Annotated in this window: 22 protein-coding genes; 19 read left to right on the forward strand and 3 right to left on the reverse strand. The window is 71.0% G+C overall.

Annotated elements, in window-relative coordinates; translation table 11 throughout:
* Positions 1 to 37: 37 nt before the first annotated feature.
* The 16 genes from ACGFSB_RS22215 to ACGFSB_RS22290 all read left to right on the forward strand — a co-directional run bounded on the left by ACGFSB_RS22215 (position 38) and on the right by ACGFSB_RS22290 (position 16,728).
* Entirely contained in the window at positions 38 to 1,309 is a 1,272-nt protein-coding gene (locus tag ACGFSB_RS22215) for an FAD-dependent monooxygenase (protein WP_393401855.1), read from the forward strand.
* A 33-nt stretch (positions 1,310 to 1,342) separates the two neighbouring features.
* The gene (locus tag ACGFSB_RS22220) at positions 1,343 to 2,746 is read left to right on the forward strand and encodes an MFS transporter (RefSeq protein ID WP_393401857.1); all 1,404 of its coding nucleotides are present in this window, start codon (positions 1,343 to 1,345) and stop codon (positions 2,744 to 2,746) included.
* A gap of 90 nt (positions 2,747 to 2,836) precedes the next feature.
* Positions 2,837 to 3,685 (forward strand): FAD binding domain-containing protein, encoded by an 849-nt coding sequence (locus tag ACGFSB_RS22225; protein WP_393401859.1) that lies wholly within the window; start codon positions 2,837 to 2,839, stop codon positions 3,683 to 3,685.
* Positions 3,682 to 6,042 (forward strand): xanthine dehydrogenase family protein molybdopterin-binding subunit, encoded by a 2,361-nt coding sequence (locus ACGFSB_RS22230; protein WP_393401861.1) that lies wholly within the window; start codon positions 3,682 to 3,684, stop codon positions 6,040 to 6,042. Before ACGFSB_RS22225 ends, ACGFSB_RS22230 begins: the two co-directional genes overlap by 4 nt.
* Positions 6,039 to 6,563, forward strand: coding sequence for a (2Fe-2S)-binding protein (locus ACGFSB_RS22235; protein WP_393401864.1), 525 nt, complete (start codon positions 6,039 to 6,041; stop codon positions 6,561 to 6,563). Before ACGFSB_RS22230 ends, ACGFSB_RS22235 begins: the two co-directional genes overlap by 4 nt.
* Positions 6,563 to 7,264, forward strand: a complete 702-nt coding sequence (locus ACGFSB_RS22240) for an SRPBCC family protein (RefSeq protein ID WP_393401867.1) — start codon at positions 6,563 to 6,565, stop codon at positions 7,262 to 7,264. Before ACGFSB_RS22235 ends, ACGFSB_RS22240 begins: the two co-directional genes overlap by 1 nt.
* Positions 7,258 to 7,914, forward strand: a complete 657-nt coding sequence (locus ACGFSB_RS22245) for an isochorismatase family protein (protein ID WP_393401869.1) — start codon at positions 7,258 to 7,260, stop codon at positions 7,912 to 7,914. Before ACGFSB_RS22240 ends, ACGFSB_RS22245 begins: the two co-directional genes overlap by 7 nt.
* Positions 7,911 to 8,771 carry an alpha/beta fold hydrolase gene (locus ACGFSB_RS22250; protein WP_393401871.1) on the forward strand — a complete coding sequence of 287 codons (861 nt, stop codon included), beginning with the start codon at positions 7,911 to 7,913 and terminating at the stop codon, positions 8,769 to 8,771. The genes ACGFSB_RS22245 and ACGFSB_RS22250 overlap by 4 nt, the downstream gene beginning before the upstream one ends.
* A 39-nt stretch (positions 8,772 to 8,810) precedes the next feature.
* On the forward strand, positions 8,811 to 9,302 hold the full coding sequence (locus ACGFSB_RS22255) for a MarR family winged helix-turn-helix transcriptional regulator (protein ID WP_393401873.1): 492 nt from the start codon (positions 8,811 to 8,813) through the stop codon (positions 9,300 to 9,302).
* A gap of 83 nt (positions 9,303 to 9,385) precedes the next feature.
* Positions 9,386 to 10,123: an Asp/Glu racemase gene (locus ACGFSB_RS22260; protein ID WP_393402004.1), complete on the forward strand. Its 738-nt coding sequence runs from the start codon at positions 9,386 to 9,388 to the stop codon at positions 10,121 to 10,123.
* An 81-nt stretch (positions 10,124 to 10,204) separates the two neighbouring features.
* Positions 10,205 to 11,017, forward strand: a complete 813-nt coding sequence (locus tag ACGFSB_RS22265) for an SAM-dependent methyltransferase (RefSeq protein WP_393401876.1) — start codon at positions 10,205 to 10,207, stop codon at positions 11,015 to 11,017.
* Positions 11,018 to 11,096: 79 nt separating this feature from the next.
* Positions 11,097 to 12,188 carry a mechanosensitive ion channel family protein gene (locus ACGFSB_RS22270; RefSeq protein WP_393402006.1) on the forward strand — a complete coding sequence of 364 codons (1,092 nt, stop codon included), beginning with the start codon at positions 11,097 to 11,099 and terminating at the stop codon, positions 12,186 to 12,188.
* A 231-nt stretch (positions 12,189 to 12,419) separates the two neighbouring features.
* A complete protein-coding gene (locus ACGFSB_RS22275; RefSeq protein ID WP_393401879.1) occupies positions 12,420 to 13,376 on the forward strand; it encodes an ABC transporter ATP-binding protein in 957 nt (318 codons plus the stop codon).
* Positions 13,373 to 14,353 carry an ABC transporter permease gene (locus tag ACGFSB_RS22280; protein ID WP_393401881.1) on the forward strand — a complete coding sequence of 327 codons (981 nt, stop codon included), beginning with the start codon at positions 13,373 to 13,375 and terminating at the stop codon, positions 14,351 to 14,353. The genes ACGFSB_RS22275 and ACGFSB_RS22280 overlap by 4 nt, the downstream gene beginning before the upstream one ends.
* A 48-nt stretch (positions 14,354 to 14,401) precedes the next feature.
* On the forward strand, positions 14,402 to 14,806 hold the full coding sequence (locus ACGFSB_RS22285; protein WP_393402008.1) for a GntR family transcriptional regulator: 405 nt from the start codon (positions 14,402 to 14,404) through the stop codon (positions 14,804 to 14,806).
* A 125-nt stretch (positions 14,807 to 14,931) separates the two neighbouring features.
* Entirely contained in the window at positions 14,932 to 16,728 is a 1,797-nt protein-coding gene (locus ACGFSB_RS22290) for an acyl-CoA dehydrogenase (RefSeq protein ID WP_393401884.1), read from the forward strand.
* Here the strand turns inward: ACGFSB_RS22290 and ACGFSB_RS22295 are convergent.
* The 3 genes from ACGFSB_RS22295 to ACGFSB_RS22305 all read right to left on the reverse strand — a co-directional run bounded on the left by ACGFSB_RS22295 (position 16,670) and on the right by ACGFSB_RS22305 (position 21,491).
* Positions 16,670 to 17,323, reverse strand: coding sequence for a DUF6629 family protein (locus tag ACGFSB_RS22295; RefSeq protein ID WP_393401886.1), 654 nt, complete (start codon positions 17,321 to 17,323; stop codon positions 16,670 to 16,672). The two genes, ACGFSB_RS22290 and ACGFSB_RS22295, sit on opposite strands and share 59 nt — an antisense overlap.
* 52 nt (positions 17,324 to 17,375) lie before the next feature.
* On the reverse strand, positions 17,376 to 18,779 hold the full coding sequence (locus ACGFSB_RS22300; RefSeq protein ID WP_393401889.1) for an FAD-binding oxidoreductase: 1,404 nt from the start codon (positions 18,777 to 18,779) through the stop codon (positions 17,376 to 17,378).
* Positions 18,780 to 18,878: 99 nt separating this feature from the next.
* The gene (locus tag ACGFSB_RS22305) at positions 18,879 to 21,491 is read right to left on the reverse strand and encodes a helix-turn-helix transcriptional regulator (protein ID WP_393401891.1); all 2,613 of its coding nucleotides are present in this window, start codon (positions 21,489 to 21,491) and stop codon (positions 18,879 to 18,881) included.
* A 210-nt stretch (positions 21,492 to 21,701) separates the two neighbouring features.
* Here ACGFSB_RS22305 and ACGFSB_RS22310 point away from each other — a divergent pair, with 210 nt between their 5' ends.
* The 3 genes from ACGFSB_RS22310 to ACGFSB_RS22320 all read left to right on the forward strand — a co-directional run bounded on the left by ACGFSB_RS22310 (position 21,702) and on the right by ACGFSB_RS22320 (position 24,459).
* Complete coding sequence (locus ACGFSB_RS22310) at positions 21,702 to 22,826, forward strand: NADH:flavin oxidoreductase (RefSeq protein WP_393401893.1); 1,125 nt, start codon at positions 21,702 to 21,704, stop codon at positions 22,824 to 22,826.
* Between the two features lie 118 nt (positions 22,827 to 22,944).
* Complete coding sequence (locus tag ACGFSB_RS22315; protein ID WP_393401896.1) at positions 22,945 to 23,550, forward strand: CGNR zinc finger domain-containing protein; 606 nt, start codon at positions 22,945 to 22,947, stop codon at positions 23,548 to 23,550.
* 114 nt (positions 23,551 to 23,664) lie between these two features.
* Positions 23,665 to 24,459, forward strand: coding sequence for an SAM-dependent methyltransferase (locus tag ACGFSB_RS22320; RefSeq protein ID WP_393401898.1), 795 nt, complete (start codon positions 23,665 to 23,667; stop codon positions 24,457 to 24,459).
* Positions 24,460 to 24,549: the final 90 nt, after the last annotated feature.

Here is a 24,549-nt window from a genome sequence, read left to right on the forward strand (position 1 = left end):
GCCAACTGCACTTACGCATAACGAAGATGGAGGAAGCGTGGCGTCCAGCCAGTCGTACGAAGTCACCGTCGTCGGAGGCGGCCTCGGTGGCCTGACCGCCGCTCTCGCCCTGCGGCAGCGCGGTCTGCGGGTCACCGTGCTCGAGCAGGCGGCGCAGCTCGGCGAGGTGGGCGCGGGCATCCAGACGGCGCCGAACGCCAGCCGCATCCTGCTCGGCCTCGGCCTGCGCAGGCAGCTGGAGGCCATCCACACCGAGCCGCTCGACCAGGTGCGCAGGCGCTGGAGGGACGGCAAGGTCGTCGGCCTGACGTCGCTCGGCGAACGCTGCAAGGAGCAGTTCAACGCGCCGTACTGGCACTACCACCGGGCCGATCTGCACCGCGTCCTCATGGACGCCTGCGTCGATCCGGCGGGTCCTGGCCCTGTCGTCGCGCTGCACACCGCGAGCAAGGTCGCCGAGTTCGACCGCACCGACCCCGCGCGTCCGGTGGCGATCACCGACGACGGACGGCGGTACGTGTCCGACGTCGTCATCGGCGCCGACGGCATCCGCTCCCGGGTGCGCGATCTGATGGGCGCCCCCGACACCCTGCTGTTCTCCGGCGAGATGGCCTACCGGGCCCTGATTCCGGGCGAGTTGATCGCGGCCGACCCGGCGACCCGCTGGCTGGTGGACCGCTACCAGTCCACGATCTGGTACGGGCCCGACCGGCATCTGGTGCACTACATGATCCGCGGCGGCGAGTTCCTCAACATCGTGGCCTGCGTGCCCTGCACGGACGAGGTCGCCGAGAAGTGGAGCGTCTCCGCGAGCGCACAGGACCTCGTCGACGCCTTCCCCGACTGGGACGACCGGGTCCCGGCGATGCTCTCCAAGGCGAAGGAGGACGTCTCCTGCTTCGCGCTCTACCACCGGCGCCGCGACCCGGTGTGGCAGGACGGCCGGGTCGCCCTGCTCGGCGACGCCTGCCACGCGATGCTCCCCTACCAGGCGCAGGGCGCTTCGCAGGCCATGGAGGACGCCGCCGTGCTCGCCGAGGAGCTCGGCGCGGTCACGACGGGCGGGATAGACGGCGCGCTGCGCCGCTATGTCGACCGGCGCGCCAAGCACGCCGGGATGGTCCAGGACGCGTCCCTGCAGAACAAGACCTTCTACCACTTCCCCGACGGCCCCGAGCAGCAGGCCAGGGACGAGAAGCTCCGGCGGAACTTCGACGGCGAGTCCGACCTCTCGTACGACTGGCTCTGGGGCGGCAGCCCGCTCAACGACCCCGATCTCGGCGCGTTCTCGTATCAGTTCACACGCTGACCAGTTCACACGCTGAGCCCATTTGGAGCGAACGTGAAAACAGGCGATCAGATCGTTCAGGAACTCCCCTGGAGATGGTCCGTCCAGGGCAAGATCTTCATCATCGGTGGCCTCGGCTACCTGTTCGACGCGTACGACATCGCCTTGAACGGCTTCCTCATGCCGCTCCTGGGCAAGCACTTCGACCTCTCGCTCAGTGAGCGCGGGCTCGTCGCCACCGCCAACCTGGTGGGCATGGCCGTCGGCGCCGTCGCCTGGGGCGCGGTCGCCGACCGGATCGGGCGCAAGAAGGCGTTCAGCGTCACGCTGCTGATCTTCGCCGTGTTCTCGGTGTTCGGTGCGCTCGCGCCGACGTATCCGGTCTTCCTCGCGCTGCGGTTCCTCGCGGGTGTCGGGCTCGGCGGCTGTATCCCCGTGGACTACGCGCTGGTGGGCGAGTTCTCGCCGCGCAAGTACCGGGGCAGGATCCTGACCGCGCTCGACGCGTGGTGGCCGGTGGGTGTGACGCTGTGCGGGCTCGTATCGACGGCGATGCTGACCCTCGACGGCAACTGGCGGTGGATGCTGGCGACGATGGTCCTGCCCGCGCTGCTGCTCTTCTGGGCGCGGCGCGGCATCCCCGAGTCGCCGATCTATCTGTCGAGCAAGGGCCGCGAGGCGGAGGCGCGCAAGGTCATCGACGATCTTGTGGCTCGGACGGGCGCGCCCGTGGTGCCCTACGTCATCCCCGATCCTGTGCCGGACGACGGTCCGCGCGGCGTGGCCGCCGCCGTCGACCAGCTGCGCCGCATCTGGACCTTCAGCCCGCGCATCACCTCGGTGGCCTGGCTGCTCTTCGCCACCATCATGCTCGTCTATTACGCGGCGCTGAGCTGGATGCCCTCGATCCTCAAGGAGGAGGGCCAGGGCGACACGGCCGCGTTCATGAGCACCACCCTGATGAGCGGCGTCGGCATCGTCGGTGTCCTGGTCTCCACCGCCCTGGTCGACCTCGTCGGCCGCAAGTGGCTGATCGGCGTATCGGCCCCGGTCGCCTCGCTCGCCCTCGTCGTGTTCGCCCTGGTGCGGGACATGCCGACGGGTTCGGTCGTGGCCATCGGCGTCTTCGGCTTCCTGGCCCAGCTCGCCATCCCCGCCCTGTACGCGTACGTCTCCGAGCTCTACCCCACTCCCCTGCGGGCCAGCGGCTTCGGCTGGGCCTCCTCGGTCAGCCGGGCGCTCACCGGCTTCGCACCGCTGCTCTTCGGGTCGGTGATGTGGCCCTTGCTGGGGCTGCCGCTGACGTTCGCGGTGCTGGGCGGGGCCGTGCTCATCGCCGTGGTGTGGATGGCGGTGGCGGCGCCGGAGACCAAGGGGCGAGCACTGGACGGAGAGGAGGATTCCCCAACGTCGGCTCCGGCACCGCTGCCGGTCGTCCCCGAGCAAGCGGCGCTCTGACCGCGCCCGCACGCCCCGCACGCCCCGTACGCGCACGCCCCGTACGCACCACACGTACGACAGACACACCACACGTACGACAGGAGGACCATGAAGCCCGCCCCCTTCGCCTATCACCGGGCCCGCGACCTCGACGGCGCGACTCAGCTGCTCGCCGAGCTCGGCGATGACGCCAAGGTCGTCGCCGGCGGCCAGAGTCTCGTCGCGATGATGAACTTCCGGCTGGCCAGGCCCCGGCACCTGGTCGACATAGGCGGCCTGCGGGAGCTCGACGGGCTGCACACGGATGCCGGGGGCGGCCTGCGCATAGGGGCGCTCACCACCCATCACACGGTGGAGACGGATTCGGCGGGGCGGCTCGGGGCGGGCTTTGGGGTGCTGCGTGCTGCCATGCCGTGGATCGGGCACCTGCCGATCCGCACCCGTGGCACCGTCGGCGGCAGCATCGCGCACGCCGACGCGACCGCCGAGTGGTGTCTCCTCTCGGTGGCACTCGACGCCGAGTTCGTGGCCCGTGGGCCGCGCGGTGAGCGCAGGATCGCGGCCGGGGACTTCTTCCTCGGCTATTACACGACCGCCCTCGACTTCGACGAGATCCTCGTCGAGATCGTCTTCCCGCGTCCGGCCCCCTATGCCGCGCTCGCCGAATTCGCCGAGCGGCAGGGGGACTTCGCGCTCGTCTCCGCCGTCGTGGATCTCGACGTGGAGGGCGGTGCGGTACGCGGCGGGCGCGTGGCGCTCGGCGGGGTCGCCGCCGCCGTGGTGCGGGTGCCGGAGGCGGAGGCCGTCCTCGCGGGCGGCGGTTCCTTCACCGAGTGCGCGGTCGCGGCGGCCCAGGCCGTCGATCCCCCGGCCGACGCGTCCGGCAGCACGCACTACCGCAAACAGCTCGTCCGCACGCTGGTCCTGCGTGCCTGTGAGGAGGCGATGAACCGATGAACAAGCCGGTGAAGGAAGGGCAGTTGGTCGGGCGTTCCGTGGCCCGGCGCGAGGATCCGAGGCTGCTCACCGGGCGCGGCCGGTTCGTCGACGACATCGCGCTGCCGGGGATGCTGCACGCCCAGTTCGTCCGCAGCACGGTCGCGCACGGCGAGATCGCGTCGGTCGACCTGACGGCGGTACGCGAAGTCCCCGGCGTCGTCGCGGCCTTCACGGCCGACGATCTGGAGCTGACCGACATCACCGCCCAACTGGGCAGGCCGCTCACGGAGTTCGTGCCGACCGCGATGCCCGTCCTGGCCCACGATCGGGTCCGCTACGTCGGGGAGCCCGTCGCGATCGTCGTGGCCCGGAACGCGTATGCGGCGGAGGACGGCCTGGAGGCGGCCAAGGTCCGCTATGCCGCCCTCCAACCGGTCACCTCCGAGGAGGACGCCCTCGCGCCCGGCGCTCCCCTCGTCCACGAGGAGGCCGCGCGCAACACACTCGTGGACGTCTCGCTCTTCGCCACGGACGGTATCGACGACATCTTCGAAGCCGCCGCCTGCGTCGTCCACGTCGAGTCACGGACCGGGCGGCAGAACGCCCTCCCCCTGGAGACACGTGGTGTCGTCGCCCACTGGGACGACCGCGAGGAACAGCTCGTCGTGCAGACCTGCACCCAAGTCCCGCACCAGGTGAGGACGGTGGCGTCCCGCTGTCTGCGTCTGGACGAGCGGGCCGTCCGGGTCGTCGTGCCCGACATGGGCGGCGGCTTCGGCCAGAAGTGTGTCGTCGGGCGCGAGGAGATCGCCGCCGCCGCTGCCGCGCTGCGGCTTCGCAGGCCGGTGAAGTGGATCGAGGACCGCAAGGACGCCCTGTCCGCGTCGTTCCTCGCCCGCGAGCAGCACTACGACGTGCGTGCGGCCTTCGACACCGAGGGCAGAATCCTGGGCCTCGACGCGGATGTGGTGTGCGACATGGGCGCGTACTCCTGCTACCCGTTCACGGCGGGCATCGAGCCGCTGATGGCGTCGGCGGAGATGCCCGGCGTCTACAAGGTGCCCGCCTACCGGGTGCGCGGCCGGGCGGTCACCACCAACAAAGCGCCCACCGCGCCCTATCGGGGTGTCAGCCGTCCGCAGTACGTGATGGTGGTGGAGCGGCTCTTCGAGCGGGCCGCACGTGAACTGGGCCTGGACGCCGTCGAGATCCGCCGCCGCAATGTCATCACCGAGTTCCCGTACACAGGCGTCAACAACATCACGTACGACCCCGGTTCCTATCTGGAGTCCCTCGACCTGTGCGAGCGGCTCGTCAAGGAGGAGGGCTGGTACGAGAAGCGGTCCGTCGCGGCAGCGCAGGGGCGGCACATCGGCATCGGCTACTCCTGCTTCAGCGAGCGCACCGGATACGGCTCCGCCGCCTTCGCTCAGCGCAAGATGCGGGTCGTCCCCGGCTTCGACATGTCCGAGGTCCGCATGGACACCAGCGGCGCGGTGACCGTCACCACCGGCACGATGAGCCACGGCCAGAGCCATGAGACGACGATGGCTCAGATCGTCGCCGATGAACTCGGCCTGGATATCAGCAAGGTGAAGCTCCATCAGGGCGACACCGATCGCATCACCTACGGCTGGGGCACCTTCGCGAGCCGCTCCATCACGGTCGGCGGCAGCGCGGTGCGGCTCGCGGCGGCGAAGCTCGGCGAGAAACTGCGCCGGATCGCGGCGGCGCGGTGGGAGGCCGGTCCTGACGAGGTAGAGCTCGCGGGAGGCGGCGCACGCCACCGTGACGGCACCACGCTCACGTACGAGGAGCTGGCCGATATCGCCTATCTCCAGGCCCACTTGCTGCCCAAGGACATCGAGCCCGGCCTGAGCGCCACCGCCACGTTCGACGTCTTCAACGACGGCACGTTCTCCAACGCCACCCACGCCGTCGTCGTCGAACTCCACGAAGGCACCGGGCAGGTGGAGATCCTGCGGTACGTCTGCGTCGAGGACTGCGGTGTGGCCATCAACCCCCAGGTGGTGGAGGGCCAGTGCCGGGGCGGCATCGCGCAGGGCATCGCGGGCGCGCTCTTCGAGCAGGTGACGTACGACGCGCAGGGCGAGCCATCGGCGACCAGCTTCATGGACTACAAGGTGCCCACCGCCCACGAGATCCCGGACGTCCTGATCCACCACCTGGAGACACCCTGCGCGTTCACCGAGACCGGCGCGAAGGGCGCGGGTGAGGGCGGCACCATCGGGGCGCCGGCCGCCGTGCTCAACGCCGTCAACGACGCCCTGCGCCCCACGGGCGTCGAGCTCGACCACACCCCCATCACCCCGGAGACGGTGCACCGCGCCCTGAACCTGGAGCTCTCCTCATGACCAGTACCGGCAACATGACCGACACCGGCACCACCACCGATGTTCTGCTGCTCACGCTCGACGTCAACGGCGAGCGGCACGAAGTGATCACCGAACCCCGCCGCACCCTCGTCGACGTGCTCCGGCACGATCTGCGCCTGACCGGCACCCATGTCGGCTGCGAGCACGGCATCTGCGGAGCCTGCACGGTCCTGGTGGACGACCGGCCCGTACGGGCCTGCCTGATGTTCGCGGCGCAGGCCGAAGGCGCCCAGGTCCGTACGGTCGAGTCGCTTTCGGACGGCACCGAACTGAGCGATCTGCAAAGGGCGTTCAGCGAACACCACGGTCTGCAGTGCGGCTTCTGCACCCCCGGATTCCTGATGCTCGCCGAGGGATTCCTCGCCGAGCGCCCCGAGGCGACCAAGGACGAGATCCGCGAGGTCGTCGCCTCCAACCTCTGCCGGTGCACCGGCTACCAGACCATCGTCGAGGCGATCGACGGGTGCGCCGTCGCCCGGCGCTGCCCCAAGGAGATCTGATGCAGCTCACCAACTCGGTCCCGGTCAAGGCCTCGCCGGACGAGGTCTTCGCCCTGATGAACGACGTCGAGCGGGTCGCGTCCTGTATGCCGGGCGCCGCGCTCGACGGGCGTGACCAAGACGCCTGGCAGGGCTCCGTGAAGATCAAGGTCGGCCCGATCAGTGCCGCGTACGCCGGTACGGTCCGCTTCCTGGAGGTCGACCCCGACGGGCGGCGGCTACGGGTCCAGGCGCGCGGGGCCGATACCCATGGAAGCGGTGACGCGGAGGCCGAGGTCGCCCTCGAAGTGCTCGCGGCACCGGAGGGCGCGCTGCTTCAACTCTCCACGGATCTGGTGATACGGGGCAAGATCGCCCAGTTCGGGAAGGGTGCGATCGCCACGGTGTCGGACCGGATCCTGCAGCAGTTCGCGCAGAATCTGGGGAGCCTGCTCGACCAGGAGCGGAGTCCGGCTGCTTCTTCTCCTTCTTCTCCCTCTCCTTCCGCCCTGCCCGCGGCGGCTCCCCGCGTCAGCCGCCCCGCCGCCCCGCCGGAAGCCGAGCTCGACGGTCTCTCCATGCTCCTGGGGCCGGCCGCCGCCAAGTACGGCCTGGTCGCCGGGGCCTTCGCCTTCGGTCTCTTCGAGGGCTGGCTGCTCGGACGGCTCGGCGCGCAGGCGCGGGAGCTGCGGACCCTTCGCGCATCGAGGAGGGCATGGTGAACTACGGGCAGGAAACTGAACGTACCTACGAACGGGCCGGATTCGGTGCTCCCGTACGCAGGGGCAGCCGCCCCGCGATCCTTGTCGTCGATCTCACGCGCGGCTTCACCGAGGACGGCTTCCCTTCGGGCGCGGATCTCTCCGAAGTGGTGGAATCTGTCGGCGAGTTGATCGCGAGCGGCCGACCTGCCGACGTGCCCGTCATCTTCACCGCCATCGCCTATACGCCCGCCGAGGCGGCGGGCGACGCCGTCACCTGGCTGCACAAGGCGCAGGGGATGCGGTCCCTGGTCGAGGGCAGCGATGAGGTCGCGCTCGACCCCCGACTGCCGTGTGAACCGCAGGACTTGATGGTGGTGAAGAAGGGCGCTTCGGCGTTCTTCGGCACCTCGCTCGCCGCCCTGCTCACCGGTCTCGGCCGCGACACCGTCCTGGTGTGCGGGGCGACGACGAGTGGCTGTGTGCGGGCGACCGCGGTCGACGCCGTGCAGAGCGGGTTCTCGGTGCTCGTGCCGCGTGAGTGCGTCGGTGACCGGGCCGCCGGACCGCACGAGGCGAGCCTCTTCGACATCCAGGCCAAGTACGGGGACGTCATCGGCCTCAAAGAAGCGACCGCATATCTCGACGCCCTCCCCGGGAGGAACGCATGACCCCGCCCGACCGATGCCTGCCACGATGCCTGCCGCAGTCCGCACTCGCCGACCTCGCCGACATCCCCGCCACCAGCCGCTGGGTCCGCTCCGGCGACACGCGCCTGCACGTCCTCGACTACGGCGGCGCGGGCACCCCGCTCCTCGTCCTGCCCGGCATCACGAGTCCCGCCGTCACGATGGACTTCGTGGCGCGTGAACTAACCGATGGCGTACGCCCGTTGGTCCTCGACATCCGTGGCCGCGGGCTCTCCGACAGCGGCGGCTCCTACGCCCTGGAGGAGTACGCCGAGGACGTCGAAGCCGTCGTCACAGGGCTCGGCCTCGACCGGCCCGTCCTGTTCGGCCACTCCATGGGCGCGCGCATCGCGGCGGTGACCGCCGTGCGCGACAAGGTGGCGCTGCGCGGCACGGTGCTCGGCGACCCGCCGATGAGCGGGCCAGGACGCGGGCCCTATCCCACGACGCTCGAGGCCTTCCTGGGCCAGCTCGCCCAGGCCCGGCGCGGCACGGACGCGGACGAGGTGGCCCTGGCGTGGCCGCGCTGGCCGCGCCGTGAGCAGGAGCTGCGGGCCCGCTGGCTCGCGAGCTGCGACAAGGAGGCGATCGCCGCCACGCACCGAGGCTTCGAGACCGAGGACTTCTTCTCCTGGTGGCCCTCGGTGCCGGGCCCCACGACACTCCTGTACGGCGCGGAGAGCCCCGTCGTCACGGCGGCGGGCGTCGCCGAGGCTGCGCGACTGCGCCCCGGGGCAGTGTTCACCGCGATCCCCGAAGCGGGTCACATGCTGTTCTGGGACAGCACGCACGCGGCACTCGCGGCCCTCCGCGAGGCGTTGCGCCCGATGCTGACCTGACCGCCCGAACCGATCAACCCCCGTGCTTAAGTGGGCCCCATGGCTGACGAAACCTCCCTCACGAGGGCTGCTCCCGCCGCGCCGCCGGGGCCCCCGGCCGCCCTCACGGCCGCGCCCGGCTACCAGGTCCGGCGCCTGTACCAGGCGTATCTCGCGGTCTGGATCCGCGCGGTGGACCCGACGCTCACCGGGCCGCAGTTCGCGGTCCTCACGGCCGTGGGCGCATCGCCGGGTCACGACCAGCGTTCGATGGCGTCGGCGGTGGCACTGGACACGTCGACGATGGCGGACGTGGCACGGCGCCTGGAGAACCGGGGGCTGATCCTGCGCAGGACGGCCGCCGACGACGGCCGCCGCAAGCTGCTCTATCTGACCGAGGAGGGTGAACGCACCCTCCGCGACTCCAACCGTCGCGCCCGCGAACTCGACAACCGGCTCCTCGAGCCGTTCGAGGGCGAGCGGCGCGAAGAAGTCATGCATCTCCTCACGTCCCTCGCCGAGCACTGGGAGGGGCTGACCGAGGACTCATAGCCGTACGCATCGGCGTACGAGAACATCCGGAGGATCCCGTGGCAGCGAACCCGACCGCGACAGCGACCGACCACCACATCGGCATGATCGTGCCCAGCTCGAATCTGACGATGGAGACGGAGCTGCCGCGCATGATGCGCGACCGCGAGTCCGTTGCCCCGCAGGACCGGTTCGTCTTCCACAGCAGCCGGATGCGCATGAAGCATGTGACGCCCGAGCAGCTGAAGGCCATGAACGCGCAGACCGAGCGCGCGGCCCTCGAACTGGCCGACGCCAGGCCCGATGTGGTGGCCACTGCCTGCCTCGTCGCGATCATGGCCCAGGGGCCTGGCCACCACTGCACGGCGGAGGACGAGATCACCGCCGCCCTGCGCTCCGAGGGCGCGCAGGCGCCGGTGATCTCCAGTGCGGGCGCCCTGCTCGACGGCATCAAGGCGCTGGGCGCGGCGCGGGTCGCGATCATCACCCCGTACATGAAGCCGCTGACCCAGCTGGTCGTCGAGTACCTCGAGGACGCGGGCATCGAGGTCGTGGACGCGCTCAGCCTGGAGGTGCCGGACAATCTGGCGGTCGCCCGCCTCGACCCGGCCGACCTGCGCGACCACTGGCGGCGCGTGGACCTGAGCCGCGCCGACGCGCTCGTCCTCTCCGCCTGCGTGCAGATGCCTTCGCTGGCGTCGATCCAGGCGGTGGAGGACGCTGCCGGGCTTCCCGTCCTGTCGGCGGCGACCGCGACGGCGTACCGCATCCTGACCGAGCTCGGCCTGCCGCCTCATGTGCCGGGGGCGGGGAGTCTGCTGCGGAACCCCAGTGATGCTTGAGAGCGATGGGCCGAGCGGGCACGATGGCCGGACGTACGCGAAGTCCGTCCGAACGCCCGCTACCCCCATGGGAGTTGACGTATGACCGCGATCCCGCCGCCCGCCACCCACCCGATCGACACCAGCAAGCCGCATCCCGCCCGGGTCTACGACTGGTTTCTCGGCGGCAAGGACAACTACCCGGTGGACGAGGAGCTCGGGCTCCAGATCGTGTCGCTCGAACCGCAGGCCAAGTACTACGCACAGCACAACCGTTGGTTCATGCAGCGCACCACGCGCCACCTCGCGGGAGAGGCCGGGATACGCCAGTTCCTGGACATCGGCGCCGGGATCCCCACCGAGCCGAACCTCCACCGCATCGCCCAGTCGGCCGCCCCCGAGGCACGTGTCGTCTACGTGGACGACGATCCGACCGTGCTCGCGCACGCGGAGACTCTGCTGCGGGGGACGCCCGAGGGGGCTACGGAGTTCCTCCAGGTGGACGCGCGCGAGCCGGACAGGATCCTCGAACAGGCCGAGGGGGTACTGGACTTCAGCCGGCCGATCGCCCTTTCGCTGATCGGGCTGCTGCACTTCATCAGCGACGACGACCGTGCGCACGACGTCGTGGAGCGGCTCGTGGCCGCCTTGGCGCCGGGCAGCCACCTGGTCCTGTCCCAGATCTCCGGCGACTTCGATCCGGAGCGGACGCGGCAGGCGGTGGAGATGTACAAGGCGGGCGGCGTCACGCTCGCGCCGCGTGCACGTGCCGAGGTGGAGCGGTTCTTCGAGGGCCTGGAGCTGATGGACCCCGGCATCGTGTGGGTCCCGGACTGGCATCCGGAGCTCGGCGTCGACGAGGTCAGGGACGGGACATCGGTGCCGATGTACGCGGGGGTGGCTCGCAAGCCTTAGCAGGTGATCGGGCAGGATGACGCTCGCGCCGGACACGAACATACGTCCGGCGCGCCCGCACAACCTGGAGAATGAACTGATGGAGCGAGCCCTCACATGGCACGACCTGATCGCCGCCGGTATCGCCGTGGCCGCCGGTATCGCGGCGGGTCTGCTGCTGCGCATGATCCTGCGCTGGCTGGGTGAACGGGCCAGCAGGACGCGGTGGAGCGGCGATGACGTCATCGTCGACGCCGTACGCACCCTGGTCCCCTGCGCGGCGATAGCCGCCGGCGCGGCAGTCGCGGCGGCCGCTCTTCCGCTCACTCCCAGGACCGGCCGCAACGTCACGATGACGCTGACCGCGCTGCTCGTCCTGGCCGCGACCCTGACGGCGGCCCGGGTGGTCACCCGCCTGGTGAAGTCCGTCGCGCAGTCCCGGTCGGGCGTGGCGGGCTCGGCGACGATCTTCGTGAACATCACCCGTGTCGTGGTCCTCGCGATGGGCTTCCTCGTCGTCCTGCAAACGCTCGGCGTCTCCATCGCCCCGCTGCTCACCGCACTCGGCGTCGGCGGCCTCGCGGTGGCCCTCGCCCTTCAGGACACGCTGGCCAACCTCTTCGCGGGCGTACACATCCTCGCCGCGAAGACGGTGCAGCCGGGCGACTACATCCGGCTCAGCAGCGGCGAGGAGGGCTACGTCGTCGACATCAACTGGCGCAACACGGTGGTGCGTCAGCTGTCGAACAACCTCGTCATCATCCCCAACGCCCAGCTCGCGGGCACCAACATGACCAACTTCAGCCGCCCCGAGCAGGAACTCTCGATCATGGTCCAGGTCGGTGTCAGCTACGACAGCGACCTGGAACAGGTCGAGCGCGTCACGACCGACGTCGTGGAGAACGTCATGAAGGACATCGCCGGCGCCCTCCCCGACCACGAACCCGCCGTGCGTTTCCACACGTTCGGCGACTCCAGGATCAGCTTCACGGTGATCCTGGGCGTCGGCGAGTTCAGTGACCAGTACCGCATCAAGCACGAGTTCATCAAGCAACTCCACCGGCGCTACCGCGCCGAGGGCATCCGGGTGCCCTCGCCGGTCAGGACCGTGAACGTGCAGCAGGGCGAGCTGCCGCCGAGCTTGATCCCACAGCAGCGGGAGGGGACCAGGCCGACGAAGTCGGTGCCGTAGCCCCTCATCGGCCGAGAGAAGCGGGGGGGGGGCCCCCCGGCGCCCCCCCCCGGGGGGGGCCCCCCCCCCCGCCCGGGGGGGCCCCCCCCCCCCCCCCCCCCCCGCGGGGGGGGGGGGCCCCCCCGGGGCCCCCCCCCCCGCTTCTGCGTACCCGGACGCGGTTTGACAGGTACGCATCGCACAGATCATGATTCCATTAATTGTTTAATGGAATCTAGAGAGGTGCGCGTGGTGGACACGACCCCTGCCGACCCCGCCGAGACCCGCGGCTCCTCGGGCGCGACCGCGCTCGAGGCCCGTGGCCTCGGCAAGCGCTATCGTCGCGGCTGGGCGCTGCGTGACTGTTCCTTCCGGCTGCCCGCCGGGCGGATCTGCGGTCTCGTCGGCCCCAACGGGGCGGGAAAGAGCACCCTGCTGGGGCTCGCCACCCGCCTGGTGACCCCGACCGAGGGCGAGCTGCGCGTCTTCGGCGTGCCGGTGGACGATCCGGCCGCCATGCCTCGCTACGCCTACCTCTCCCAGGACAAGCCGCTGTTCAAGCGGTTCACCGTGGCCGAGACGCTGCGCATGGGCAGCGAGCTCAACCCCGGCTGGGACATGGCTGCCGCCGAGCGGATCGTGCGCTCCGGCAACGTCCCGCTGAACGCCAAGGTCGGCACGCTCTCCGGCGGGCAGCGCACCCGCGTCGCCTTCGCGCTCGCCTTCGGCAAGCGGCCCGATCTGCTGCTGCTCGACGAGCCGATGGCCGATCTCGACCCGCTGGCCCGCGACGAGATGAGCTCCCTCCTGATGTCCGAGGCCGTCGAGCGCGGCACGACGGTGGTGATGTCATCGCACATGCTGGCCGAGCTGGAGGACATGTGCGACTACCTCCTGGTGATCGCGGACGGCAGGCTCCGCCTCGCCGGTGACACCGAGGAGCTGGTCCCGGCCCACGCCCTGGTGACCGGCCTCGCCCCCGACGGAACGCCGCCCGCCGACCTCGCCCCGCACACGGTGGTCGAATTCCGGGTCCAGGGGCGGCAGTTCCGTGCCCTCCTGCGCCCCGGCGGCCCGCTGGCCCCGGACTGGGAGGTCTCCGAGCCGAGCCTGGAGGAAGTGCTGCTCGGCCACCTCCGCTCGCCGGACGCCGAACCGCTGTTCACGCAGGAAGCCCGTATCGAGACCGAGGGGATCAGCGCCGCATGAGCACCACCCTGACCGACCAGCCGCACACCGCGGCGACCGGGAAGAAGCCGGGCCTGCTGCACGGGCTCACCTGGCTCGTCGTACGCCAGCACCGCACCACGACGTGGATCATCATCGCCCTGGTCGTGCTCGGGGCGGCCAAGATCGTCTACGAACGCGGCGCGATGGCCGACATGCTTGCCGGGATGGGCTGGCCGGACAAGGACGTCAGCCTGGAGTCGGCGCCGGGGGGTTACGAGTACATCACCGAGGCGCTGGGCGGGCTGCCCATCATCCTCGGCGTCTTCCTCGGCGCCCCGCTGATCGCGGGCGACCAGGAGCACGGCACCGCGCAGCTGGTCACCACGCAGTCGGTGCCCCGCCGCCGCTGGCTCGCCGCCAAGCTGGCCTGGTGTCTTTCGCTCGTCCTGCTGTCCACCGTCGTACTCTCCACGTTGTTCTTCTGGTGGTGGGAGCCCTACCGTCATCTCCTCCTCTCGGAGTGGCTCTCGGGATCGGTGTTCGACAACACCGGCCCCATGCTGACGGCACTCTCCCTCTTCCTCACCATCAGCGGTATCGCGATCGGCATGTTGGCGCGCAGGGTGCTGCCCGCCATGCTCGCCACCTTCGCCTTCGCCGTGGTCGTACAGGTGGCCTGGGGCGAGTTCCGTAACCATCTCGCCACCCCGCGCCTGATCACCTGGCCCCTGAACGGCGACACGCCCGCCCTCGTCAACGGCAGCAACGCGGTGGAGACGGACCGCTGGATCAGCAGCGCGGACGGGCACCTCTACGGGTGGGGCACCTGCGCCGAGTCGACCGAGAAGGCCACCAACGCCTGCATCAAGGAGCACGGCATCGTCAACAACGTGGTCGAGTACTTCGGCTACGACCAGATGCCGGGTATGCAGTGGACGGGCGCCGCCCTGCTGCTCGGCGCCACCGCCGCCGTGGCCGTCTTCGTCCTGTGGTGGGCGTCGCGTCGGCCCCTCTAGGACGACCAGTGACGGCAGGTACGTAAAGTGTCCGCAATCGAGCAGAGAGTGGGGACAGTGGTCGAATTCCGCATCGACCGGCGCAGCGGTGTGGCCACCTACCTCCAGATCGTGCGGCAGGTCGAACAGGCCCTGCGCATGGGCGCGTTGGTGGAGGGCGACCGGCTGCCCACGGCCGCGCAGGTCGCCGCGACCACGAAGGTCAACCCGAACACGACGCTCAAGGCCTACCGCGAGCTGGAGCGTGCGGGCCTCGCCGAGGTCCGCCAGGGAGCGGGCACGTTCATCACCCGCTCCCTCGCCCGGCCCCAGGCAGGGCCTGACTCCCCCCTCCAGAACGCCCTAGCGGAATGGATGCGCCAGGCGCGGTCCGACGGTCTCACCGGGCAGGACGTCACGGCGCTGTTCGAGGCCGTGCACGCGGCCACGTTCCAGGCGGATCCGGCCGGCTGAGGCCCGTCACCGCGGGCCGCGCTCGGGTCACACTCGACAGAACCCGTAAGCAACCGCTTAGTATCAGGGGTGCGGGGCTGCCCAGCCCCGGCATCGGTACCGCCGCCACCGCATGGAGAAACCGCATGGCATCCCTGCTCCTGTCCCGTCGTGACCTCGATTTCCTGCTCTACGAGTGGCTCGACGTGCCCGCGCTCACCGGCCGGGAGCGGTACGCGGACCACTCCCGCGAGACCTTCGACGCCGCCCTGGAGCTGAGCGAGCAGATCGCCACGCGGCACTTCGCCCCGCACAACAAGAAGGCCGACGCCGAGGAGCCCACCTTCGACGGGGAGCGGGTGCACATCATCCCCGAGGTGAAGGAGGCGCTGCGGGTCTTCGGCGATTCGGGGCTGCTTGCGAGCGCCATGGATCACGAGATCGGCGGCGGGCAACTGCCGGCCGTGGTGGCGCAGGCCTGCTTCGCGTGGTTCCAGGCGGCGAACGTGGGCACGGCCGCGTATCCCTTCCTGACCATGGGCAACGCCAATCTGCTCCTCGCGCACGCCTCGAAGGAGCAGATCGAGACGTACGTACGCCCCATGGTCGAGGGCCGTTTCATGGGGACGATGTGTCTGTCGGAACCGCAGGCGGGTTCGTCGCTCGCCGATGTGCGGACGCGGGCGGAGGCACAGGACGACGGGACGTACCGCCTCTTCGGGAACAAGATGTGGATCTCCGGCGGCGAGCACGAGCTCTCGGAGAACATCGTGCATCTGGTGCTCGCGCGCATCCCCGGCGGCCCGCCCGGCGTGAAGGGGCTCTCGCTGTTCATCGTGCCCAAGGTCCTGGTCGGCGAGGACGGTGCGCTGGGCGAACGCAATGACGTCGTGCTCGCGGGCCTCAACCACAAGATGGGCTACCGAGGCACCACGAACACCCTCCTCAACTTCGGCGAGGGCGCCCACAAGCCCGGCGGTGAGCCCGGCGCGGTCGGCCATCTCATCGGCGAGGCGCACCACGGCCTCGCATACATGTTCCACCTGATGAACGAGGCCCGGATCGGCGTCGGCCTCGGCGCCACCGCGCTCGGCTACACCGGCTATCTGCACGCCCTGGACTATGCGCGCACCCGACCGCAGGGCCGTCCACTGGCCGACAGGGACCCTGCTTCGCCGCAGGTTCCGATCATCGCCCACGCCGACGTACGCAGGATGCTCCTCGCCCAGAAGGCGTACGTCGAGGGCGCGTTGGCGCTCAATCTGTACTGCGGGCGGCTGCTCGACGAGCAGAACACCGGAGCCTCGGCGCAGGAGCGCGACGAGGCGAAGCTGCTGCTCGACGTGCTCACACCCATCGCCAAGAGCTGGCCCTCGCAGTGGTGCCTCGAGGCCAACAACCTGGCGATCCAGGTGCACGGCGGCTATGGCTACACGCGCGAGTACAACGTCGAGCAGTTCTACCGCGACAACCGCCTCAACCCCATCCATGAGGGCACGCACGGCATCCACGGTCTCGATCTGCTCGGCCGCAAGGTCGTCATGGACGGCGGCGCCGGGCTTCAGCTGCTCGGTGAGCGGATCAAGAGGACGACCGCCCGTGGTGCCGCGGCGGGCGGTTCCGCGGCCGGGTACGCGCGTGCGCTCGACGCGTCCGTGGCGCGTGCGGTGGACGTGACCCGGCGCCTCTGGTCGACCGGTGACCCGCAGACGGCACTCGCCAACGCGAGCGTCTACCTCGAAGCGGTCGGGCACGTGGTCGTCGCCTGGATGTGGCTGGAGCAGCTGCTCGCGGCGGCGGCCGGCACCGAGGACTTCCACGAGGGCAAGCGCGGTGCGTGCCGCTACTTCTTCCGGCACGAACTACCCAAGACCGAAGCCCAGTTCACGCTCCTGGAGAGCCTGGACCGGACGGTGCTCGAACTGCCCGAGAGCGCCTTCTGACCCAGAAGTACAGGAACACCGAGCTCACGGCGGCGAACGCGCACCACGTCGAGATGTACTCCCGCCGCCACACCACCACGCACACCGCCGCCCCGGCCGCGACCAGGATCCCGAAGAGGACCAGGCCGCGGTCGCCGGAGAGGAGCAGGGAGCCGACCGTGGCCAGGAGATAGCCGGAGATGATCAGCTCGGACTGTGGCAGGCCGAGAGCGTACGCGACCGTGTGGCCGTGGATGTCGGCCGCCACGGTGCGGGTCACCAGGTAGTACGCGAGCGCCGCCGCCGTCGCGATCCCCGCGATGAGGGGGATGATCAGGCGGCGGCGAGCGCTCGGGCGCGCCGCGCAGAGCACTCCCGCCGGCACCCACAGGGGGAACAGCGGGAGTGCGATCACGGCCCAGGCGACGGTGGCCGGGCCTGTGCCGCCGTTGTTCCGCCAGACCTCGGACTCGATGATCTGGTGGGCCCCCAGGAGGAGCGGAAGCGCGGCGAGCGGCAGGTCACGGGGGTGCCGGGCGGCCTTGGCCACGGAGGCGGCCCCCACGGCGCAGATGACCGTACCCGCCACGAGATCGGCCGTCGCGCTCCAGCACATGTCGATCACGCTACGGCCCTGACCGTGGGGGCGCGTCTGGCGCCCGCCGGGGTTACGCCGGATGGCGCGGGTCCGGCTCGATGTTCTGGTTGAGGCGGAAGACGTTGTCCGGGTCGTACGTGGCCTTGATGGCGGCCAGGCGCGCGTAATTGCCGCGGTAGCTCGCCCGCACGCGTTCCTGCCCTTCCTCCATCATCATGTTCACGTACGCGCCGCCCGCCGAGTACGGGTGCAGCGCGTCGAAGTAGTCGACGGACCAGCGCCTGATGAGCTCGGCGTTGGCCGGGTCTGTGTCCACTCCCGCGTAGACACAGGCCCAGCGGGCACCCCGGTAGCTCCAGGCGGTGTCCGCGGAACCTCGGTCGTGGGCGGCGCCGTCGATGGGGTACAGGTGCATCGTCGACTGCATGGTCGGCACCTCGGGGCCGAACTTGGCGTGCAGGGCGACGGCGTCGTCCGGGATCTCGTCGACGAAGTCCGCCCGCCAGTACCACTGGTCGCCGGGCGGGTAGAGCCCGTCGAACATGGACTGGAGCGCGGGGTGCGGCATCGGCGCCACGGCGTGCAGGAGCGGCTCGGGCAGGGCGTCGAGCAGGGGCGCCATGGCGCGGGCCGCCGCGTCGGTGTCCTCGGTGGTGTGGCACCAGACGACGCCGCAGACCTTCCGCAGATGGAGGTTCTCCGGGAAGGGCGGGGCCGGGGGCACGGTGCCGAACATGAAGAAGCCGTTCACTTCGCGGGGTGCCCCCGGCAGGAAGTCGCGGTAGGCGGCGAGGACTTCGGCGCCCTGCTCGGCGGGCCAGAAGGTGGGGCCCGCGACGACCGTGCTCAGTTCGTGGACGCGGAAGAGGAAGGAGGTGACGACGCCGAAGTTGCCGCCGCCGCCGCGGATCGCCCAGTAGAGGTCGGCGTTCTCGTCGGCGCTCGCCCGGACACGGCCGCCGTCGGCCAGGACGACGTCGGCCTCCAGGACGTTGTCGATGCTGAGGCCGAACCTGCGGGTGAGGTGGCCGAGACCGCCGCCGAGGGTGAGGCCGCCGATGCCGGTCGTGGAGATGATGCCGCTCGGCGTGGCGAGACCGTGCTCGTGCGTGGCGCGGTCCACCTCGCCCCATACGCAGCCGCCGCCGACCCGCACCGTGCGGGCGACGGGGTCGACCTCGACGGACTTGAGCGGTGACAGATCGGCGACCACTCCCCCGTCGACGGTGCCGAGACCCGCTCCGTGGTGGCCGCCGCCGCGGACCGCGAGCGGCAGTTGGTGCGCGCGTGCGAAGCCGATGACGCGGGACACGTCATCGGCGTCGGTGCAGCGCGCGACGAGCGCGGGGCGCTTGTCGGCCATCGCGTTGTAGACGGCGCGCGCCTCGTCGTACCCGGAGTCGTCCGGGCCGATCAACTCACCTTTGAATTCCATCAGTTCACGTCGTGCTGCCGGTGCTGGCGTCTTGGACATGTACTCCCCCGAGCCGGATCGGTGTGTCGCGTTCTTTCTAGTGCCGCCCGCCGTGCACGGGCATCCGTGCCCGGCACCCAGCTCGTAGCCGGCGCATACCTACTTTTCGCGGCCGGGCTCCATTCCCAGTTCCGCCGCGCGGGCGGCGACGTCGCGCCGGCTGCGGGCGCCGAGCTTGTCGAGGACCGCGTGGACGTGGTTGTCGACGGTGCGTACGGACAGGACGAGCCGGTCGGCGATCTCGATGTTGGTCAGGCCCTCCGCCAGGAACCGCACGACCTGGAGTTGCCTGCCGGTAAGTCCCGCGGGGTTGCGGCGCGTCGCCGCGTGCGGGCCACGGGGGATCCGGGACACGCCGAGCGCGCGCAGTTCGGCACGGACGATCCGGGCCAGCGGTGCCGCGCCAAGGGCGTCGAGCCCGGCGAGGGCGGTGAGCTTGTCCGCCGGGTCGGGGCTCTCCGCGAGGGCCGCGGCGTACTCGTAGGGGCAGCCCGCCGCCCGCCAGGCGTCGGCGGCGGGCTGCCACTGCCCCGCGGCCTGGAGGGCGTACGGATGGCTCGATCCGTCCGCGGGGACGGGGTGCCCCGCTCTGGCGAGCCAGTAGCCGAGCTCCGCGCGGTACGGCGTCGCGGCGAGGCCGCGCGCCTGTGTGTGCAGGGGGCCGACCGCGGCGAGCACGGCCGCGTGATCGCCGCGCAGCCAGGCCGACTCCGCCCGCGCCGCCGCGACCGGACTCGTACGCTGAAGCTCGCGCGTCCGTGCGGCGATCTCCCAGGCCCGCGTGAGGAGTTCGTCGCCGCCCGCCGTGCCGCGCCGGATCCGCACCCGGGCGAGGACGGTCAGTGCGGGGCAGCGGGCTGGCGGGAACTCATGCACATCACCGGACTCCGCGCGCTTCTCGGCCTCGCCCCACGCTCCGGCGGCGAACTGCCGCAGGGCCAGCTCCACTTGGAGGTAGCGGAGGAAGCCCAGGTGCTCTGTGCGGTCCGCGAACTCCATCGCGGGCGCCAGGAAGCGGTCCGCCTCGCGGAACTGGAGGTTCTCCAGGAGCGTCCAGACGATGTTCGCGTAGGCGCGGCAGGCGTGGTCGGCCTCTCCCGCCTTCAGTGCGACCGCGAGACCCTCCTCCAACTGCGGCCGTCCCAGCGGATCTCCGGCGCGCCAGCGGGCGGTTCCCACATTGTTCAGGGCGTGCGAGAGGATCGCCGCGTCGTCGGTCCGCCGGGCCAGGGTGATGGCGCGCTCGCCGTAGCCGATGGCCTCCGCGTACCGGTCGGAGAGCATCCGGAGCTGAGAGGTGTTGCTGAGCGCGAGCGCCAGCAGCCGCTCGTCTCCTGCCTGTTCGAGTACGTCGATGGCCTCCCGTGCGGCTTCCTGTGCCGCGTCGGCGTCGCCCGCCCACCAGTGGATCCGGGAGAGCCAGCGCAGATCGGCGCCGAGCGCCCGCAGGTCGCCGAGCGAGCGGCGCAGTGCGACGGCTTCCCGCTGGGCGCCGACGGCGGCCGGGGAGTCGGCGATGGTATAGCTCTCCACCGCGAACCGCTCGAGCAGGTCGGCCAGTTCAGCGGGGCCGTAGCGCTGCCGCTGCCGCAGGACGAGCCGCAGCTGGGCGGCGGCCTCGCGGTGCGCGCCGGTGCGTGCGGCATCCTTGGCCGCGTCGGGTCCATAGCGCGCGATGGCGTCCTGGTCGCCCGCTTGGGCGGCGTGGTGGACGATGCGGGAGGAGTCGGCGCCGGGCTGCGCGACAAGGACGGCGAGCACGAGGCGGTTGAGCTCGATCCGGCGCGCGGCGGGCAGCGAGTCGGCGATGGCGCGCCGGATGATCTCGTGCCGGAACACCACCCGCTCCGGGGTCACGACCAGGAGGCCGCGCTGTTCCGCCGCCGTCAACCCGCCGACTCCGCCCGGCAGTAGCGAGTCGGCCAGGGTGCGCTCGACCGCCGACGGCACCACGGCGAGCTGTTCCAGCGCGTCGCGTGCGGAGTCGTCGAGGCCGCCCAGCCTGGCCAGGACGGCGTCCACCACGGTCGGCGGCACGCTCCGTACGCCTCGGTTGCCGCCCGCGGCGACGACCTCGGCGACGTAGAAGGGGTTGCCGGAGGTCACGGCGTACACCTGCGCGGGGTCGAGGCCGCTGGCCCCGCTCAGCGCACGGACCGCGTCGCGGGAGAGCCGGGACAGCGGGATGCGGTGTACACGGGCCGCGCGCGACACCTGGCCGAGGAGGTCCCGCAGCGGATGTTCGCGGCCCAGCTCGTCGTCCCTGTAGGTCAGCACAAGGACCGCGGGCAGCCGGTCCACCCGGCGTACGAGGAACCGCAGCGCGTCGAGCGAGGCCTCGTCCGCCCAGTGCACGTCCTCTACGACGAGCACCACCGGCTGCGGCGGTTCCGCGAGCTCGGCCCGCAGCGCGTCGTACACCCGATGCCGGTCACCGCCCTCGGTCACCGCCCGCTCCAGCTCGGCGCGCACACTGCCGACCAGGTCCCTGAACGGGCCGAGCGGGCGCCGCGTCGCAAGGTCGTCGCACTGCCCGACAAGCACCCTGGCCTGCGCGGACAGGGCACCCGGCAGCGCGTTCACGAGGCTCGACTTGCCGATCCCCGCCTCGCCGAACACGAGCGCCACCGAACCCGCGCCGTCGGCCGCTTTCCCCGCGGCGGCGGTCAGTCGAGCCAGTTCGAGATCCCGTTCGAGGATCCCCCCGTCCACGCCTCGGATTCTCCCACGGCGCGGTGCGTTTCCGCCGCTGCCCGAGGGCAGCGCGCCCGCCGGATCCGCACGGCGGTCCGCAAGGCCGCAGCCACCACCCGGTGGTTCCGGCCTCCCGCGGGGCTCACGCCGAGCGACATGAGTGAAGCGCGTACGCTTACGTCATCGATCGCAGGACGATCGCACTCTTATCCCCTGCCAGGAGGACGCATGACCTCGGCGCCGCAGACCACGCGCACCCCCCACACCCTCGACCGGCCCTTCAGCGTCGGCGGCCTCACCCTCCCCAACCGCATCGTCATGGCACCCATGACCAGGGAGTTCTCGCCGGGCGGCGTGCCCGGCGCGGATGTGGCGGAGTACTACGCCCGCCGGGCCGCCGCCGGTGTCGGTCTGATCATCACCGAGGGGACGTACGTCGACCACGCGTCGGCCGGTACGAGCGACCGGGTCCCGCGCTTCTACGGTGACGACGCCCTCGAAGGCTGGCGCAAGGTGGTCGACGCCGTGCACGAGGCGGGCGGGAAGATCATTCCGCAGCTGTGGCACGTCGGCATCACCCGCGACGAGGGCAAGGGCCCGGTGCCCTCCGCTCCCCCGGCGGGCCCCTCCGCGATCGGCCTCGACGGGCAGCCCAAGGGCAGCGCCCTGACGGCCGACGACCTCGGCGACGTGATCCGGGCGTTCGCCGACGCCGCGGCGGCCGCCGAGCGCATCGGCTTCGACGGCGTCGAACTGCACGGCGCGCACGGCTACTTGATCGACCAGTTCCTCTGGGAGCGCACCAACCGGCGCACGGACGGCTACGGCGGCGACATCGAGTCCCGCACCCGCTTCGCCGCGGAGATCGTCGCGGCCGTACGCGCCGCGGTCTCGCCCGACTTCCCCGTCGTCTTCCGGTTCTCCCAGTGGAAGGGCGGCGTCTACGACGCCCGCATCGCCGAGTCCCCCGAAGAGCTGGAGCGCCTGCTCACGCCGCTGGTGAACGCGGGCGTGGACGTGCTGCACGCCTCCACCCGGCGCTACTGGCTGCCGGAGTTCGAAGGCAGCGACCTCAACCTCGCGGGCTGGGTCAAGAAGCTCTCGGGCAAGCCGGTGATCACCGTGGGCTCGGTCGGCCTCGACCAGGAGTTCATCGGCCCGCAGGGCTGGGCGGCGCCGTCCGCCTCCACCGGCATCGACCTGCTCATCGACCGTCTGGAGCGGGACGAGTTCGACCTGGTGGCGGTGGGGCGCGCCCTCATCGCCGACCCCGAGTGGGCCGCCAAGGCCCTCGAGGACCGGCTCGGCGAGGCGCTCCCGTTCGACAAGTCACTTCTGGGGAGCCTGGCCTGAGCGAGGCCGACGCGTGTACGGCCCCGGCCCCGAACCCGGCGGCAACCGGGGCCGTACGTGCGGTGACTGCGACTAACTACCTACGCCACTGTCGCCCTCGGTCGCGTACGATATGCGCATGACCTGGCCTGCCACCGAGCGTTACTTCCCCACCGCCGTCCCCGGCGGCCTGGGGCTCGTGCAGGACCTCCTGAACACCGCGCCGTCCGGTGGATCGCCCGACGTCGATCTCCTCGAGGACATCACCGCCGCGCAGGACTGGGTCTCCGTGGCGCTGCCCACCTGGGCCGGGCAGACGGGCCGTACGGCAGTGCGGCTCACGCTCACCACGGAGGATCTGCCCAAGCTGCGGCAGCTGCGCGAGCAGCTGCGCCGGGCCCTTGTCTCCCGGTGCGGCACGACGAACGGCGAGACCGCCCGCTTCACCTCGTGCGCCCTCCAGGTGAACCTGCATGGCGACGCCGCGCTGACCACCGAACCCGAGGGCGAGGGCTGGCGCTGGCTGACATCGGCGATCCTGTGCGAGGCACTGCTCGCTCAGACCACGGGAGAGTGGCGGCGCCTGAAGATCTGCCGCAACGAACGCTGTGCCACGGCGTTCTACGACCGCTCCCGCAACAACTGCGGTGTCTGGCACTCCACACGCGGCTGCGGAAACGCCGCGAACCTGCGGGCCTCGCGCCAGCGACGCCGCGCGGACGCGGACGCGGCGCCAGAAGCGTAGGGTCACGCGACCACCTGGGCCCGAACGGCCCCCGCTGTACGCTTGCGTACTCTGGGTAAGAGGAGCACCCGCAGCTCAGCAAGGCCCCAGGACGGTCGACTCGGAGACAGCCCCATGCCTCATGACACCCCGCTGATCAACACCGGCGCGCCGCACTCCGCCCGCATCTGGAACTACTGGCTGGGCGGCAAGGACTGCTACGAGGTCGACCGGCAGGTGGGCGACGAGATCCGCAAGGTGAACCCCGAGATCGTCCATGTGGCCCGCGCCCAGCGGTCGTTCCTCCAGCGCACCGTCACACATCTGGCGGGCGAGGCGGGTGTCCGCCAGTTCCTGGACATCGGGACCGGTCTGCCCACGCTCGACAACACCCACGATGTCGCCCAGCGCGTCGCCCCCGACGCACGCATCGTCTACGTCGACCACGACCCCATCGTCCTGGCCCACGCCACCGCCCTGCTCACCAGCACCCCCGAGGGCGCCACCGCGTACACGGACGCCGACCTGCGCGCCCCGGAGACGATTCTCGACAGCGCGGCCAAGACGCTGGACTTCACCCGGCCGGTCGCGCTGATGCTCCTCGGCATCGCCGCGCACATCACCGACGACAGCGCCTACGAGATCGTCGACCGCCTCAAGGACGCGCTGCCGTCCGGCAGTTACCTCGTCTTCTGCGACAGCACCGAAGCCTTCAGCCCGGAAGCGATGCGCGCGATGGTCGAGCAGTGGAACCAGGCGAGCACCAATCCGCGCATCAACCGCACCCCCGAGCAGATCGCCCGGTTCTTCGACGGCCTGGAACTCCTCGATCCCGGAGTGGTCCCCGTCTCCCAGTGGCGCCCCGAGCCGTCGGTCTCCGGAACACCTCGCGAGGTCAGCAGCATCGGCGGCGTGGCCCGCAAGGCGTAGCGGCCCAGCTCGGCCTCCTGCCAGACACGAGTGGCGGCCCGCAGCCCTCCCGGCGCACCATCGAGAGACACCGGAGGAAAGGGCCGCCCA

Source organism: Streptomyces sp. NPDC048441 (assembly GCF_043200235.1).
Lineage (GTDB): Bacteria > Actinomycetota > Actinomycetes > Streptomycetales > Streptomycetaceae > Streptomyces.